Here is a 16,164-nt window from a genome sequence, read left to right on the forward strand (position 1 = left end):
AAAGGGCACCCCGCCTAACCCGGGCTGCCCTTCCTCTTGCCAATAATATCCCACGGGGGCCCGGGGGTGTGAAACCACCGGTACCACGCGTCAGGCGTCGGCCTTGCCTGCCTCGATGGAGATCATCACTTCGACCTCGTCCGAGACGAAGGGCGCGAAGGCGCCGGCGTCGAAGTCGGAGCGAAGCAGCGTCGTCGTCGCGTCGAAGCCGATCCATGGCTTCTGAGCCTGCGGATGGTCGCCGGTCTGGTTCAGCTTGGCGTCCAGCACGACTTCCTTGGTCACGCCACCCAGCGTCAGATCGCCAGTGATCTCGGCGGTATCGTCGCCGGTGACCTCGATGCCGGTCGACACGAAGCGCACGATATCGTTCGAGGCGACATCCAAGAAATCGGCTGAGGAAAAGTGCTCGTCCCGCGCTTCCCACCCGGTGAACATCGACGTGGCGGGGATGGAGACCTCGACCGATGAATTTGCCGGGTTTTCGGCATCGAACTGGATCTCGCCTTCCCAGCCGGAGAACATCCCGTAGGTCGTCGAGAAGCCAAGGTGAGTGTAGGTGAAGACGGTTTGCGCGTGGCTGGAGTCGACGACGTAGACCTCGGGCTCGGCAAAGGCCGGAGCGGCGACAAGGAGGGCGGCGGTAGCAAGGGTCGTGCGGATCATGAAGAACTCCGTTTGAGGTATTACAGGGTTATAAGGCAGTAATCGCCAAAAGCCGGAGCGTGCGAAATTGGGTGCACTTCAACAAGTCCTGTGCGGGCACGCACTTGGCCCTTGGCAATCTCCCGCTACGCAAGCAGCTGGTCCTGCATCGATCACGGAACTTTAAGCGGTGCACGTCGCCGTTTGAATCAGAACCCGTAAGCGACTGAAAGTAAATTCAATGCTTCGGATCCTGAGCGCGGCGTCCTCTTCCATGGCGCTGGCAGGCACGGCCTCCGCCGAGTCCCACACCGCCGCGACCGGCACCGAGATGTCCGACACGACGCTGGGGATGGACGGCAACAACATGATGTATTCCGACGCAGCCATTGTCGACGGCACCGTAAGCATCGGCGAAGTCGAAGACGTGATCCTAGACAAAAGCGGCAAGATGATCGGCATCGTGGCCGAAGTCGGCGGCTTCCTCGACATCGGCGACAGGCACGTGTTGCCGCCTGTCAGCGACGGTCGCATCGTGCTCGTCGACGACAAGACCCACGCCTTCGTCACCCGCCTGACGGAAGAGCAGCTGGAAGAGCTGTCGTCGTCAACTTGGCCTGGCACAGTTAATATCGGTCGATCGGCAAAATATGATCCCTGCGGCCCCATTTTCGTGCCGGGTCAGACGCGATACGCGGGACTTCGGCGTGTTGGACCCGACTTGGGGTCTCGCCGTACGGCACCCCTTGCGCCCCTGCCCCACATCGCTATACCCCGCCCATCCCGCCACGCTTTTAAACCGCGTGGTCTCTCGTGTCCGGGGGGCGGGAACAGCCCGGGCTATGAAACGCGCGACGACAAAACAGGAGTTAGCATGCCGCTCTACGAGCATGTCATGATTTCGCGGCAGGATCTGTCCACCGCGCAGGCCGAAGGCCTTGTGGAACACTTCAGCACCGTCCTCGCGGACAACGGCGGCACCGTCGTCGAGAGCGAGTATTGGGGCGTGAAGACCATGGCCTACAAAATCAACAAGAACCGCAAGGGCCACTACGCCTTCCTGCGCACCGACGCCCCTTCGGACGCCGTGCAGGAAATGGAGCGTCTGTGCCGCCTGCATGACGACGTCATGCGCGTGCTGACCGTAAAGGTCGACGCCCACGAGGAAGGCCCCTCGGTTCAAATGCAGAAACGCGAAGAGCGGCCCGAACGCCGCGAGCGCCGGTAAGGAGAGAGACACATGGCTACCAAACCATTCTTCCGCCGCCGCAAGTCCGATCCTTTCGAGGGCCCCAACGCCCCAAAGATCGACTACAAGGACACTCGTCTGCTGCAGCGCTACGTATCTGAGCGTGGCAAAATCGTCCCGTCCCGTATCACGGCCGTTTCAGCCAAGAACCAGCGCCGCCTTGCCAAGGCGATCAAGCGTGCACGGTTCCTGGCTTTGCTGCCCTATGCCGTCAAATAAGGAGACTTCGACATGCAAGTGATCCTTCTGGAACGCGTGGCCAAGCTGGGCCAGATGGGCGACGTCGTCGACGTAAAGCCCGGCTTCGCACGCAACTTCCTGCTGCCGCAGGGCAAGGCGCTGTCCGCGTCCGAGCAGAACGTGAAGGCCTTCGAAGGCCGTAAGACGCAGCTTGAAGCGCAGAACCTCGAAACCCGCAAGGAAGCCGAGGCCGCTGGCGAAAAGCTGAACGGCGAGCAATTCGTCATCATCCGCTCCGCTTCCGATTCGGGCGCGCTCTACGGCTCCGTCACCACTCGTGACGCATCCGACGTGGCGACCGAGAATGGCTTCACGGTCAACCGCTCGCAGGTCATCCTGCAGGCACCGATCAAGGAGTTGGGCATCCACAAGGTGACGGTTCGCCTGCACCCGGAAGTGGAAGTCGAGATCGAGATGAACGTCGCCCGTTCGCCCGAAGAGGCCGAGCTTCAAGCCGCCGGCAAGTCGATCCAGGAATTGGCCGCGGAGGAAGAAGCCGCCGCCGAGTTCGAGATCTCCGAGCTGTTTGACGACATCGGTTCCGCCGCTGACGACTTCGGTGACGACGAAGACGAAGGCCCTGTGAAGACGCCCGAAGGCCGCGACGACGAGGAGCAGCCTGCCTGATCGGCCGGACGCACCAATAGAAGACCAGGGCCGCTCTTTCCGGGGCGGCCTTTTTTCGTGGGCGACTGACGAACCGGTCAAGCTGGCGCGGATCAATGCGGCACTGACGAGGTTCGCCTGGGCCCTTGCTCTGGCTCAGGCGAACCGGCGCGAAAATGGCTGGAGTCAGCCAGTCGATTGACCACGCGCGGTGATAATCCATCTCGGACAGGCGGAAACCGTCCCCGCCGCTCCAGCTCGCGCCCTCGCGCAATTCACCGGCATGGAACGGACCAATCCACAGACAAGCGAGATGGGGCTTCACATTGGTATGGTTTGGCGCGTTAGACTGGACGTTCAACAAACCCGGAGATTGACCATGACCCTCACCCGCCGCCGCTTTCTGACAACGACCGCCGCCGCCGGAGCGGGCCTGGTTATGGTCCATCCCTTCGCCGCCCGCGCACAGGCGGGTCAGGCGCATCTGCGCATTGCCGAAACGACGGACCTGCATGTCCACGTCTGGCCCTATGACTACTACGGCGACCGGGAGGTCGACGCAGTTGGCCTTGCGCGGACGGCCAGCCTAGTCGAACAGGTCCGCGCCGAAGCGGGCAATAGCCTTGTGCTCGACAATGGCGACTTCCTGCAGGGCAACCCGATGGGCGATTTCATGGCCTACGAGCGCGGCTTGAAGGAAGGCGATCTGCACCCGGTCATCGCCGCGATGAACACTGTGGGCTTCGATGCTGCAACACTTGGCAATCACGAGTTCAACTACGGCCTCGACTTCCTGATGAAGGCATTGGCCGGTGCCAGCTTCCCTCTGGTGCTGGCCAACATCGCGAAAGAAACTGCCGCCTCACCCACCGCCGACAAAACGCTGCTGCCGCCCTATGCCCTGATCCGACGGGAGTTGGTGGACGGTGCCGGAGACACGCACCCGATCGTCATCGGCATCATCGGCTTCACCCCGCCGCAGATCATGCAATGGGACCGCCGCCACTTGGAAGGCAACGTGCAGGCGCGCGATATCCTCGCCACGGCAGAGGCCTTCGTTCCCGAAATGAAGGAAGCCGGAGCTGACATCATCATCGCCCTGTCCCATTCCGGCATCGGTGCGGCGGAACCCTCTGAGATGATGGAAAACGCCTCGGTCCCGCTGGCCGCAATTCCCGGCATCGACGTGGTGCTGACCGGTCACCACCATCGTGAGTTCCCCGGCTCTGCCTACGAGGGGATCGACGGGGTGGATGCGGTCGCCGGTACGATTCATGGCAAGCCCGCCGTGATGCCCGGCTTCTGGGGCAGCCACATGGGCCTGATCGACCTGTTGTTGGAGCGCGAGGGCGGCGAATGGCGGATCGCGGCGTCCACCTCTGAATTGCGCCCCATTGCCGTGCGCCAGGAAGATCGCAGCTGGACCCCCCAGATCGAAAGCAGCGCGGCCGTTCTTGACGCGACGCGCGCCGATCACGAGGCAACACTGGAATACGTGCGCCGCGCCGTCGGCAAGACCGACGCACCGCTGCATTCGTACTTTGCGCTGGTGGCTGATGATCCGTCGGTCCAGATCGTATCGATTGCGCAAAAGTGGTATGTCGAACAATTGCTTGCGGGCTCAGAGTACGCTGGCCTTCCGATCCTGTCGGCGGCGGCCCCGTTCAAAGCGGGCGGTCGCGGCGGCCCGGAGTACTATACTGACGTGCCCGCAGGCGATGTGGCGATCCGCAACGTGGCGGACCTGTACCTCTATCCGAACACCGTCCGCGCGGTGAAGGTGACAGGCCAGCAGGTCAAGGACTGGCTGGAGCGATCGGCCGGCATGTTCAACCAGGTGGAAGCGGGCGCGACGGATGCGCCGCTGCTCAACCCCGATTTCCCAAGCTACAATTTCGACGTGATCGACGGCGTAAGCTACCAGATCGACCTGAGTCAGCCCGCGCGTTTCGATCGTGACGGCGCAGCGGTGAACCCCGAGGCGAGCCGCATCGTGAACCTGACCTATCAGGGCGAACCGCTGGACATGGCGGCGGAATTCATCATCGCCACGAACAACTACCGCGCATCTGGCGGCGGGTCCTTCCCTGGCGCAGACGGATCGACCATCATTCTGGAGGCACCGGACACGAACCGCGACGTCATCGTCCGCTACATCGTGGAACAGGGCACAATCAGCCCCTCGGCCGACGGCAACTGGTCCTTCGCGCCCATGGAAAACACAAGCGCCCTGTTCGAGACCGGCCCGGCGGGGGCCGGATATGCAGACGGCGTACCGGGGGTCGCGTTGGAAGAAGTCGGAACCAACGACGCCGGGTTCGCACAATACCGCATCAAGCTCTGACCTGAGGGACGCGAGGGGCCAGCCCCTCGCGCTCCCCGGAGTATTTCAGAAGCAGAGATTGGGGCGGGCATCCAGCGCCAAGACTTGGTATTTCGTCATGTCTGCCGCTCCTGCGCCCCTTGAATGTGACACGAGCCCATCGCGCCCTATCCTCCTTCCCACTGCAAACGACGGAGAGAAACACATGCGCGCCGTACCCCTGATCCTGACCCTTCTGCCCGCAGCCGCCTGCGGACAGGGTTTTACATACGGTGAGCGGAACACCAGCTTTCCGCCCGCCTTTCCCGAACAGTTCCGCGCGCCCCTGACCGACAGCGAAGTGGCCTTGGAGACGAGCGTTTTCGCCGAAGGTCTGGACCACCCCTGGGGAATCGCCACCCTGCCCGGCAACGCGGGATGGCTGGTAACCGAACGCGCGGGGCGTCTGCGCCACCTGTCCCGCAACGGCACCCTTTCGGCCCCGATAGCAGGCGTGCCGGAGGTTCTACCGCAAGGCCAAGGCGGCCTGCTGGATGTAGCGCTGTCTCCGGACTTCAGCGAGACTGGATTAATCCTCTTCACATATGCCAAGCCGGTCGAGGGCGGCAGCGCCACGGCGGCGGCCAGTGCCATCCTATCCGACGACATGACCGACCTGTCAGACGTGATCGACATTTTTGTTCAGGACCCGCCCTCGCCCACGGCCAAACATTACGGCAGCCGTATTCTGCAACTGGCTGACGGCACGTGGGCCATCACCTCGGGCGAGCATTCGTCGGATGCGGAACGCCCCTACGCACAGGATCTCGACAAGACCTATGGCAAGGTCATTCGCGTGAACATTGACGGGTCGGTGCCGGAAGACAATCCATTCACGGATCAAGCGGGGGCCGTCGATACCATCTGGTCGTACGGCCATCGCAACATCCAGGGCGCGTCGGTTGATGCCGATGGTGTGTTGTGGACGATTGAGCACGGGCCTGCAGGCGGCGACGAGTTGAACCGCCCACAGGCCGGTTTGAACTACGGCTGGCCGGTAATCTCCTATGGTAAGCGCTACCGCGGCGGGGCCATCGGCTCTGGCGAGGCGGTACGGTCGGGCATGGAGCAGCCGGTCTATTTCTGGGATCCGGTCATCGCTCCGGGCGGCATGGCCTTCCATTCCGGCGAAATGTTCAGCGACTGGAACGGCGACGCGCTGATCGCTTCGTTGCGTCCTGGAGGCGTGGTGCGCCTGTCGCTGGAAGGCGGGGTTGTCACCCAAGAGGAGCGGCTGCTGATGGAGTTGGGTCGCGTGCGCGACGTCGAAATCCTCAACGACGGCAGCTTTGTCGTACTGACCGACCGAGCTGATGGGCAGGTCATCCACGTGACATCAAGCGAATGAACGTCGGTCCCTGACATATTGAAATAAAAAGGCCGCCCGGCAAGGGCGGCCCTTTGATATCGGAACTGCGGGGCGGACCCCGCCGCGGTCACGCTTCTTCAAGCTTCTCGACTTCGGCCTGCAGGTCTTCTTTGCTCACGGCCTTTTCAGTCACCTTGGCGCGATCCAAAATAAGGTCGATGACCTTGTCTTCGAATAACGGAGCGCGCAGCTGCTGCTGGGCCTGCTGGTTCTGCTGGATGAACTGGAAGAATTCCCGCTCCTGACCCGGATACTGACGGGCCTGTGTCATGATAGCTTGCGTCATTTCGGCGTCGGACACTTCGACCTTCTCCTTCTGACCCAGTTCGGCCAGCAGAAGACCAAGACGGACGCGACGGGCGGCCAGCTTGTTGTGCTCCTCTGTCGGCTCGACCTTTTCGTGGTCGTGGCCCTGAACTTCGGGGTTTTCCTCGTGCCACAACTGGTGCGCAATCTGCTGAGCCTCGGCCTCGACCAGGCTGGGCGGCAGATCGAACGTCACCAGACCGTCAAGCTGATCCAGCAACTGACGCTTGACCAACTGCCGGGCGGCCCCGTCGTATTCGGAAACGAGGCGCTCCTTGATTTGACCGGTCAGGGCGTTCAGATCCTCGGCCCCGAACTGCTTGGCCATTTCGTCATCGATCTTGGCTTCGCCGGGCTTCTTAACTTCCTTGATCTTGCACTCGAACACGGCGGCTTTGCCGGCCAGATGCTCGGCCTGGTAATCATCGGGGAAGGAAACTTCGACGTCCTTCTCCTCCTTGGCCTTCACACCGATCAGTTGGTCTTCAAAGCCGGGGATGAAGGAGTTGGAGCCGAGAACCAGCGGATAGTCTTCGGCCGCACCGCCGTCGAAGGGCTCGCCGTCGACCTTGCCGAGGAAATCAAATACGACCTGATCACCGTTCGCGGCCTTGCCCTTTTTGGTCTCGAAGACCTGAGCGTTCTTGGCCAGGCCTTGCAGCGCCTCTTGGATGTCAGCCTCGGCAGGCTCGACAGTCATCTTTTCGATAGTCACGCCCGAGAAGTCTACCTCGGGGACGCTGGGCAGGGCTTCATAAGTGACTGCAACGACGACATCGTCGCCTTCCTTCCAACCTTCCTGGTTCTGCATTTCGATGGCGGGCTGCATCGCCGGGCGATCACCTGTTTCCTCGAAATGCGCGTTCAGGGCGCCATCCACACTTTCCTGCATCGACTCGCCCAGCAGGCGCTGACCAAACTGCTTCTTGAGTAAGGCCATGGGTACCTTGCCCTTCCGGAAGCCCTTCATCTCGACTTCGGGCTGCGCCTCTACAAGCTTTTCGTTGACCTTTGCGTCAAGGTCGGCGGCGGGGACCGTGATGGTATAGCCGCGCTTGAGGCCTTCGTTCAGGGTCTCGGTCACCTGCATGGGTTCATCCTTTGTGTCCGACCGGGCCTGTAACCGCCCGGCATATGCAAACGCCCCGCCACGAATGGCGGGGGGGAAATCGAGCACGTCTCTATGTGCCGGACGAATGGGGTGCAAGCCGATTCCGGCGCGGACATGGCCAAGCGCCGGGTCGCGCATCGAACAATGTAATGATCAGTAGATGTAGCGGATCTGGTCGGTCCAGTAGCGTTCGACCCGACGCAGCGTGCCCACGATCTCGACCAGGCCAGCATCCGACAGCACGCCGGTATGACGAATGCCGTCCGCATGGCGCAAGAAGAGCGCCTCGACCGCGTCACGCACCTCCCGTCCCTTGACGGTCAGGCGCACGCGGACCGCGCGGCGGTCAATCTCGCACCGCTGGTGGTGCATGTAGCCCATCTCGACCAGTTTCTTGAGATTATAACTGACGTTTGACCCTTGGTAATATCCGCGGGATTTCAACTCTCCGGCGGTGACCTCGTTATCGGAGACATTGAACAGCAGCAGGCCCTGCACCGCGTTGATCTCGAGGATGCCGACGCGTTCGAATTCATCCTTGATGACGTCGAGCAGCAAGCGGTGCAATCGCTCGACAAGCGTGAGCGCATCAAGGTAGCCGGACATGAAATCCGGTTGTTGGCGAGGTTTGAAATTTTCAAGGCGGCTCATGCTGTCAGACATCCCGTGGCAGTCAGTGTCGCCTGGGTTGTGGCCCTGAAAATATTTACATTTCGTTAAAATGCCTAAAAATAAAAATGCTTTAGCCGCGAATGCCTGCGGCCCTTTCTCCAAGTATCTGGATCAGCGGCCCGAAGCGCGGCGGGGCCTCCTGCTGGCCGGTCACCCAAGAATAGAGATCGTGGTCGTTTTCTCCCAGCATCGCCTCGAAAAGCGACAGCTCTCCATCGCTCATTTCGGACAGCTTTTCATCGGCATAGCCGCCAAGGATCAGGTCCATTTCCTTGATCCCGCGTCGCCAGGCCCTGATCTTGAGGCGCTTTCGACGGGCATCCACCTCGGAGAGACCGTTCATTTCACTCCCTCCAATTCGATGCGCAATCGTCCTTCCAGCCGCTTCAATCGGTCAGCGATCCGCGCGGCATCCCGGCGCAAGCGCTCCACTTCGGCCAAAAGAGTGCGATCGGCGGACTCGGCGGACGACAGCGCGGGCCCTTCGCCCGCACCGGTCATCAGCCAGACCAGGGACACATTTGTCAGCCCGGCCAGCATCGACACCCGGTTGGCCCGCGGTTCAGCGCGGTCCTCCTCCCAGGCGCGGATCGTCTTGGGCTTCACACCCAACCGCCGGGCCAGTTCCTCGACGTCCAGGCCAGCGATTTCGCGCGCCCCTGTCAAGCGGTCGCCGAAGGTGGTGGTCGCTGGGTCGAACCATTCCGCATCTGTGGGCATTGCAAGCGCTCCTTGATCGTGGGTCACTGGCAACCTAGGAAGTTGCAGAGCCAATTCAAACCCGGAGACCGACCTAATGGCGTTCCTGTCCGACACTCTTGCCCGAGTAAAGCCCTCTCCGACCATCGCAGTCACGACCAAGGCACAGGAGTTGAAGGCCGCCGGGCGTGACATTATCGGCCTCGGGGCTGGGGAGCCGGATTTCGACACGCCCGAGAACATCAAGGACGCCGGGATTCGCGCGATCACCGACGGCAAGACGAAATACACGGCGGTCGATGGCATCCCCGAGTTGAAGAAGGCCATCTGCGCCAAGTTCAAGCGCGACAACGGGCTGGAATACACCCCTGCGCAGGTCACCGTCGGATCGGGCGGCAAGCAGGTCTTGTACAACGCTTTCATGGCGACGCTTAACCCGGGCGACGAAGTGGTCATTCCCGCGCCCTATTGGGTTAGCTATCCGGACATGATCCTGTTGGCCGGAGGGGAGCCGGTGATCGCCGAAGCGACCATCGAGACGAACTTCAAGCTGACGCCCGACTCGCTTGAGGCCGCGATCACGCCCAAGACGAAGTGGCTCATCTTCAATTCGCCCTCGAATCCGACGGGGGCTGCCTATTCAGCCGAGGAATTGAAGGGTCTGACCGATGTCCTGATGCGTCATCCGCACGTCTGGATCCTGACCGATGACATGTATGAGCATCTGGTGTTCGACAATTTCGTGTTCGCCACCCCTGCGCAGGTCGAGCCGGAGCTGTACGACCGGACGCTGACGATGAACGGGGTCAGCAAGGCCTACTCCATGACCGGTTGGCGCATCGGCTATGCCGCGGGCCCCGTCGCGTTGATCAAGGCGATGGCCAAGGTGCAGTCGCAGTCAACGTCGAACCCCTGCTCCATCTCTCAATGGGCGGCGGTCGAGGCGCTGGAGGGAACGCAGGAGTTCATCCGCCCCAACCAGTCGCTGTTCAAAGGGCGCCGCGATCTGGTTGTTGCAGGCCTGAATGCCTGCCCCGGCATCAATTGCGCCGTCCCCGAGGGCGCTTTCTATGTCTACCCGTCAATCGCCGACTGCATCGGCAAGACTTCGGCAGGCGGGGTGGAGATCGTGGACGACGAGGCCTTCGCGTCCGCGTTGCTGGAGGAAGAGGGCGTTGCCGTGGTCTTTGGTGCAGCTTTCGGGCTGTCGCCCCATTTCCGAGTGTCCTATGCAACGTCCAACGAGGCGTTGACCGAAGCGTGTGCGCGGATCAAACGCTTTTGCGAGGGGTTGGGGTGACCAACGGCGGCCTGCCCCCCTACTACTTCCGCGTTAAGGAGAACGGTGCGCTGGTGTTCCGCGTGAATGCGGAGAACCGACAGCGGCGGCTGGACCTCGATCAGATCGCGACGATCAATATCAACAACGGACAGGTGAAGCCGCAGGGCGACACGGTGCTGACCCCCGAGGACGAAGTCGCGATTGCGGACTGGATGGAGGCGCGCAGCGCAGAGCTGGAGGCGCGCGACGTCGACGACATCCTACGCGCGGTGGACCATATGAACCTGACTGCCCACTGGGTGCAGTCGCGCGCGACGGATAAGCAACTGGACGCCGTGACGGACAAGCTTCTGCTGGCGATGCATGACTTGCGCACGGTGTTGGTAAAAAAGCGCGCAGACAAGCTTCTAGGCGACTGAGCCAAAGAGAAACAGTCGCCCTTGGACGCCGGAATTCGGCGTTGCCCTCATCGAATTGATTTCGTCCCGGCTCGATTGACTTTCGTCAAAGCGAATACGTTCAAAGTGAGATCAAAACTTCGAGAACTCAGTTTCCAGAAGCAGGATTTCATTAATATGTTTAAGAATCTCAGCGCACCGTTGGTCCGCCAGATGACATCCGGACTGGCCGTCTGTACCGTTCTCGCAGGGGGGATCGCCGCAATCGACAATACACTGCTAGTCGGCACCGCATGGGCACAAGACGACGATCACGAAGAGGGCGATCACGAGGAAGGAGCCGGAGGTCAAGGTCAGGGCGGCCAGGGTCAGGGTGGCCAGGGCGCGCAGTCCGGCCAAGGGAACCAAGGTGGCTCGGGTGCCGGTCAGGGCGGTCCCAGCGGTGATTCCGACGGCGTCGGCCCGCAATCCGGCGGCCCCGCGGATACCGGCGATGGCGGTGGCAAACCTAGCTGGGCCCAAGAGGGTATTCCGGAAGTCGAACTCGGCCGCCTGAGCGTGGCACGCTCGCCAGACCAGGTACTCGACCGGTCGCTGGCCGAGGCGCTCGCAAACCTCACCCCCGAGATGGTGGATTTCTACAACCTCGACCTGGGCACCATGATCAATGAGTTGTCGCTCAACTGGGACAACATCACGATCTACGACTCGCCGCTGCAGAACCTGGCACTGATGGAGGACATCCTGGAGGACGGACAGACGTCATTGCCCGGTGTGACCAACAGCGACGGCACGCTGCTGGCGGTGTTCTTGGGCGTCGCGTCGGACAAGACGGTGCCAATCACCACCGATACGGTCATCGCGGTCACCACGATCCTTGGTCACCCGCTGACCGACGCATCGGCTGAATCTCTGGCCGTCGCGGCAGAGGCCGTACGTATCGCCGTTCTGGCCGGTCACGGCTGACCGACACATCGAAAACCACGCTGGGCCGAGCCTTATCGCCCCGCCCAGCGTGACTCCGTAGAAAGATCAAGGATCTCCCATGCAAAAGACGAAAGCGCTCTGTTTCCTGACCGCCGGTCTTGCCGTGGTCACAGCAATCGGGGCGGCATCGCCTCTCATGGCGCAGAACGCCCCCGGGGCGGCATTCCAGCCCTATGTCAAGTTCGAGCTAGGCAGCGCGACCCGCGCCAGCGACGAAGGATACTGGCAGCCGCCGGGTGCGGCAGACCCGGACATCTACTTCGACCTCTCCGATGAGACGGACGGTTTCTTCGCCGCCTCCTATGGTCTCGACTGGCAGAACGGATTTCGCGGCGATCTGTCCGTCATTGGCTTCGCCAAAGCAAATGTGACGGCACCCTGGTCACGGACCGTCCCGGTCACCGCCGGTCCCCATGCCGACATCCAGACCAGCGTGCGATCGACGGGCCTCATGCTGACCGGCTACTATTCGCCACTGGAGCATCGAGGGCAGGACGTGGCCGTTCAACCGTTCCTTTCCGCCGGGATTGGCATCGCCCGCAACACGATGAGCGATTGGACCAGGACCAATGCGGCAGCCGGCACGCCTGTTCGCACCTTCAACGGGGACACGTCAACTGATTTTGCATGGTCCCTAGGGGCTGGCGTCGCCTTCGAGATCGCGCGCGGCGGCGACAAAAGACCGGTTTTCGTGGAGACCGCCTATCGGTATTTCGACCTCGGGAGTGTTTCGGGGTCAGCTGTCCCCTTGCCCGGCGGTCCTGCGTCGCAGCCGCGCACACCGTTCCGCTTTGACGCCCGGCAGCACGTCTTCTCGGTCGGCCTCCGCATTCCGATGTAGGTCGCTCCAGCCCTACGCGACACCTGCGCCCCCTGCTTCGGCTGAACACCACTGGGGGGCCGCCCGGGCGGTACGGTGGGTTTTTGTCGCGATCCTCCATTTGCCGCAATCTGTATTCGTCCAAACCTTAGCGCCCAAGGCCGTGGTTCCCCGGAACCCCGCAGCGTCACAGAGCAGCGCTGCGATCCCCGTGACAACAAAAACCCAAAAGACTGCGTCGGTGCATCCACGACCCGACAATCAGCCCCGGACAGCGACATTGTATGAAATGGGATCAAGGCCCGTTTTGGCGGAGAACGCTCGCTATGGTATAATATTTCGCGGCGCTCAGATGGGGACAATTGAAATGTGGGACTTGGAACACTTCGTGGCGGACTGTCGGAACGCAATCTCAAAAGGAGAAGGAGCGGGCGGTATCGGCGAGGTGATGGCGCGGGCGATGTCCAACCCCGCCGCCGTGACCCACGCCTTGGGCGTTCCCGAAAAACCTGGCCTCACCCCCATTTTCAAATCGTCCGACCTGACGATACTGAATCTGGTCTGGAAACCATCGATGACAGTTCAGCCCCACGATCATCACATGTGGGCGGTGATCGGGATTTATGGCGGACGTGAGGACAACATCTTCTGGCGCAGGATCAAAGACGATCCGGACGGGCGCGTAGAGGCCGCCGGAGCGCGCAACCTCGGCACCGGCGATTGGTCCACGCTCGGGCCGGACGTGATCCACTCGGTCACCAATCCGATCCCGAAACTTACCGGCGCACTGCATGTTTACGGCGGTGACTTCTTTGAAGCCGAGCGCAGCGAGTGGGATCCCGAAAACCTGCACGAAGGTATGTTAGATATCGACCGGGTGAAGGCGATGTTCCACGAAAGCTAGCCTCTCCCGGGGGCTGCCGGTCGCTCGCACACGTGAAAGGAAAGCCGCATGATCATCCGCATTTTCCAAGTCTTGGTCAGGCCGGGAAAGGAAAGCGCGTTCAGCGATTTCTTCCACCGGACGGCGATCCCGCTGATGCGGGGTACCGACGGCATCATCTCGGTCCTGCCGGGTGCTGCGCGACCCGAAAGCCCGCGCGAATTCAGCTTCGTCATGGTCTGGAAGGATATTGACGCACTGAAGCGGTTTGCGGGCGAGGATTATCAGAACCCGCACATCGATCCGGCCGAAGCCGAACTGGTCCAGTCCCGGTCTATCAAGCATTACGATCTGGTTCAGAACACGACCCACGGCAAAGGATTCGAGTCGACCGAAAGTCTTTGACAGGCCGTGACAACTGACCGGCCCTGCCCTAAGCCGATGCCATGAAAATCGCCACATATAACGTCAACGGCATCAAGGCCCGTTACGAGACCGTCGCCACCTGGCTGCGGGAGGACGCGCCCGATGTCGCCGTCCTGCAGGAGATCAAGTCCATCGACGAGGCTTTCCCCCGCGAATTGGTCGAAGACACCGGGTATGATCTGCACACCCACGGGCAGAAGGGGTTCAACGGCGTGGCCCTCCTGTCGAAGACCCCTTTGGAGGACGTGACGCGCGGCCTGCCCGATGACGACGAGGACGAGCAGGCCCGGTATATCGAGGGCACGGTCATCGGTGAAACAGGTGCAGTGCGTATCTGCGGGCTATACCTGCCCAACGGGAACCCGGCTCCGGGGCCGAAGTACGATTACAAGCTCGCGTGGATGGCACGACTTGAGGCACGGGCTAAGGCGCTGCTGGCCGAAGAAACGCCGTTCCTTATGACCGGTGATTTCAACGTCATTCCAGACGACCGCGATGCAACGCGCCCAGAGGCCTGGGCAAATGACGCGCTGGCCCTGCCGCAGACGCGCGCGGCGTTCCGGCGGATCGTAAACCTCGGCCTGACCGAGGCATTCCGCGCCCGGACGCAGGGTGCCGGGCATTACTCGTTCTGGGATTACCAGGCCGGGGCCTGGAATCGGAACGACGGCATCCGCATCGACCACTTCCTGTTGTCGCCCGCCGTGGCCGACCGGATGCGGGACTGCACCATCCAGACCGAGATGCGCGGGCGCGAAAAACCCAGCGACCACGTACCGGTCTGGCTTGATCTCGATCTTTAGAGGTCAGGGCCTCCAGCGAGGGAATTTATCAACGGAAAAACCGAGCCCTTCCCCGAGCAGCCAAGGGCGTGCATGGGCTGGACCTTTTGGCAAGGGCCGCGCATCTACGGGCAAATCGTTCTGAAGGATATAGAAGATGCGCACAGTTCCCCTCGGCCGCAACGATACGATCTCGGAAATCATGCTGGGCACCATGACCTTCGGCACGCAGACCGCCGAGGCCGATGCGCATACGCAGATGGATATGGCCGCGGACGCCGGTGTGACCTGGCTGGATACGGCCGAGATGTATCCGGTCAATCCGATCAAGGCGGAGACGGTCGGGCTGACCGAGGAGATCGTGGGAAACTGGGTCGCCAAGGGAAACGCGGGCCGATTGCGCATTGCAACCAAGCATTCGGGCGAAGGGGCGCATGCCCGTGACGGCGCACCCATCACGGGCGAAAGCATTCCGCAGGCGATCGAAGGCTCATTGAAGCGGCTGAAGTCCGAGACGATCGACCTTTACCAGTTTCATTGGCCCAACCGCGGGAGCTTCCAGTTCCGCAAGTACTGGACCTACCGCCCCGAAGGTGAGCGTGACGCGATCCTCCAGAACATGGCCGATTGCATGGGCGCGCTGGAGCAGGAGGTCGCGCGCGGCACGATCGGGGCATTCGGCCTGTCGAACGAGAGCACCTGGGGCATGGACCAGTGGATGATGCTGGCCAGTGACGAGGATGGCGGCGACGGCCCCGCCCGGCCCGCAGCCATCCAGAACGAATACTCCGTGCTGTTCCGCATGGCCGACACCGACCTGTCTGAAATGATGACCTACGAGAACATCACCATGCTGGCCTTCTCCCCTTTGGCGACCGGCCTGATCACGGGGAAGTACCAAGGCGGAAACATCCCCGAAGGCTCGCGCCGGTCCCTTAACGAAGGGCTTGGCGGGCGTTGGTCCGACCGGGTGGAGGGCACGGTGGATGCCTATCTCAAGCTGGCGGCGGCGCATGGGATCGACCCGGTGCACATGGCGCTGGCGTGGTTGCAGTCGCGGCCCTTCGCTTGCTCCGCCCTCCTGGGCGCGACGACGACCGCGCAGTTGGAGCACGGGCTGAAGGCACAGGACATGGTACTGTCGGACGAATTGCTCAGCGCCATTGACGACCTGAACAAGGCGCATCCGCTGCCCTACTGAGGTCGGACAGCTCCAAAACAGCCAGGGACGCGCCACCTGCATGGCGGTCCTCCGGCTTGGATTGAAGTGAACCCGCTGAAGCCTCAGCCGCGTCTGCGCGGTGGGCTAATGAAGGCAATGCGACGT

At 61.9% G+C, this 16,164-nt stretch carries 18 protein-coding genes and 1 pseudogene; 14 read left to right on the forward strand and 5 right to left on the reverse strand.

The genetic code is table 11. The features are described from left to right. Positions 1-90: 90 nt before the first annotated feature. Positions 91-666 carry a YceI family protein gene (locus tag BLV27_RS15155; protein ID WP_170831474.1) on the reverse strand — a complete coding sequence of 192 codons (576 nt, stop codon included), beginning with the start codon at positions 664-666 and terminating at the stop codon, positions 91-93. Between the two features lie 349 nt (positions 667-1,015). On the opposite strand from BLV27_RS15155, the pseudogene BLV27_RS19825 reads away from it, so the two are divergent. From BLV27_RS19825 to BLV27_RS15180, 6 genes and pseudogenes are all read left to right on the forward strand, one after another. Then, a pseudogene (locus BLV27_RS19825) lies at positions 1,016-1,222 on the forward strand (PRC-barrel domain-containing protein); the annotation flags it as partial. A 297-nt stretch (positions 1,223-1,519) separates the two neighbouring features. Beyond that, positions 1,520-1,873 (forward strand): 30S ribosomal protein S6, encoded by a 354-nt coding sequence (gene rpsF / locus BLV27_RS19425; RefSeq protein ID WP_170831476.1) that lies wholly within the window; start codon positions 1,520-1,522, stop codon positions 1,871-1,873. Positions 1,874-1,885: 12 nt separating this feature from the next. After that, positions 1,886-2,113 (forward strand): 30S ribosomal protein S18, encoded by a 228-nt coding sequence (rpsR, locus tag BLV27_RS15165; protein ID WP_092647353.1) that lies wholly within the window; start codon positions 1,886-1,888, stop codon positions 2,111-2,113. Between the two features lie 12 nt (positions 2,114-2,125). Next, a complete protein-coding gene (gene rplI / locus BLV27_RS15170) occupies positions 2,126-2,761 on the forward strand; it encodes a 50S ribosomal protein L9 (RefSeq protein WP_092647354.1) in 636 nt (211 codons plus the stop codon). Between the two features lie 358 nt (positions 2,762-3,119). Next, positions 3,120-5,084 (forward strand): bifunctional 2',3'-cyclic-nucleotide 2'-phosphodiesterase/3'-nucleotidase, encoded by a 1,965-nt coding sequence (locus tag BLV27_RS15175; protein WP_092647355.1) that lies wholly within the window; start codon positions 3,120-3,122, stop codon positions 5,082-5,084. Positions 5,085-5,268: 184 nt separating this feature from the next. Next, complete coding sequence (locus BLV27_RS15180) at positions 5,269-6,450, forward strand: PQQ-dependent sugar dehydrogenase (RefSeq protein ID WP_092647356.1); 1,182 nt, start codon at positions 5,269-5,271, stop codon at positions 6,448-6,450. An 88-nt stretch (positions 6,451-6,538) separates the two neighbouring features. Here BLV27_RS15180 and tig read toward each other — a convergent pair whose 3' ends face one another. The 4 genes from tig to BLV27_RS15200 all read right to left on the reverse strand — a co-directional run bounded on the left by tig (position 6,539) and on the right by BLV27_RS15200 (position 9,280). Beyond that, the gene (gene tig, locus BLV27_RS15185; protein WP_092647357.1) at positions 6,539-7,867 is read right to left on the reverse strand and encodes a trigger factor; all 1,329 of its coding nucleotides are present in this window, start codon (positions 7,865-7,867) and stop codon (positions 6,539-6,541) included. Positions 7,868-8,041: 174 nt separating this feature from the next. Beyond that, positions 8,042-8,539, reverse strand: coding sequence for a MarR family winged helix-turn-helix transcriptional regulator (locus tag BLV27_RS15190; RefSeq protein ID WP_092647358.1), 498 nt, complete (start codon positions 8,537-8,539; stop codon positions 8,042-8,044). A 91-nt stretch (positions 8,540-8,630) separates the two neighbouring features. Next, on the reverse strand, positions 8,631-8,903 hold the full coding sequence (locus BLV27_RS15195; protein WP_092647359.1) for an FAD assembly factor SdhE: 273 nt from the start codon (positions 8,901-8,903) through the stop codon (positions 8,631-8,633). After that, positions 8,900-9,280 (reverse strand): helix-turn-helix domain-containing protein, encoded by a 381-nt coding sequence (locus BLV27_RS15200; protein ID WP_092647360.1) that lies wholly within the window; start codon positions 9,278-9,280, stop codon positions 8,900-8,902. Before BLV27_RS15200 ends, BLV27_RS15195 begins: the two co-directional genes overlap by 4 nt. A 76-nt stretch (positions 9,281-9,356) precedes the next feature. On the opposite strand from BLV27_RS15200, the gene BLV27_RS15205 reads away from it, so the two are divergent. The 8 genes from BLV27_RS15205 to BLV27_RS15240 all read left to right on the forward strand — a co-directional run bounded on the left by BLV27_RS15205 (position 9,357) and on the right by BLV27_RS15240 (position 16,038). Then, positions 9,357-10,559, forward strand: a complete 1,203-nt coding sequence (locus tag BLV27_RS15205) for a pyridoxal phosphate-dependent aminotransferase (RefSeq protein WP_092647361.1) — start codon at positions 9,357-9,359, stop codon at positions 10,557-10,559. After that, entirely contained in the window at positions 10,556-10,960 is a 405-nt protein-coding gene (locus BLV27_RS15210; RefSeq protein ID WP_092647362.1) for a hypothetical protein, read from the forward strand. The genes BLV27_RS15205 and BLV27_RS15210 overlap by 4 nt, the downstream gene beginning before the upstream one ends. 156 nt (positions 10,961-11,116) lie before the next feature. Continuing rightward, complete coding sequence (locus BLV27_RS15215) at positions 11,117-11,905, forward strand: hypothetical protein (RefSeq protein WP_092647363.1); 789 nt, start codon at positions 11,117-11,119, stop codon at positions 11,903-11,905. A gap of 79 nt (positions 11,906-11,984) precedes the next feature. Next, complete coding sequence (locus tag BLV27_RS15220; protein ID WP_092647364.1) at positions 11,985-12,767, forward strand: outer membrane protein; 783 nt, start codon at positions 11,985-11,987, stop codon at positions 12,765-12,767. A 346-nt stretch (positions 12,768-13,113) separates the two neighbouring features. Beyond that, positions 13,114-13,650, forward strand: coding sequence for a hypothetical protein (locus BLV27_RS15225; protein WP_092647421.1), 537 nt, complete (start codon positions 13,114-13,116; stop codon positions 13,648-13,650). A gap of 48 nt (positions 13,651-13,698) precedes the next feature. Then, positions 13,699-14,034: an antibiotic biosynthesis monooxygenase family protein gene (locus tag BLV27_RS15230; protein ID WP_092647365.1), complete on the forward strand. Its 336-nt coding sequence runs from the start codon at positions 13,699-13,701 to the stop codon at positions 14,032-14,034. A 41-nt stretch (positions 14,035-14,075) separates the two neighbouring features. Then, complete coding sequence (xth, locus tag BLV27_RS15235; RefSeq protein WP_092647366.1) at positions 14,076-14,858, forward strand: exodeoxyribonuclease III; 783 nt, start codon at positions 14,076-14,078, stop codon at positions 14,856-14,858. Between the two features lie 136 nt (positions 14,859-14,994). Further along, positions 14,995-16,038 carry an aldo/keto reductase gene (locus BLV27_RS15240; RefSeq protein ID WP_092647367.1) on the forward strand — a complete coding sequence of 348 codons (1,044 nt, stop codon included), beginning with the start codon at positions 14,995-14,997 and terminating at the stop codon, positions 16,036-16,038. Positions 16,039-16,164: the final 126 nt, after the last annotated feature.

It is taken from the genome of Jannaschia faecimaris (assembly GCF_900107415.1).
In the GTDB taxonomy this organism is placed as follows: Bacteria; Pseudomonadota; Alphaproteobacteria; order Rhodobacterales; family Rhodobacteraceae; genus Jannaschia; species Jannaschia faecimaris.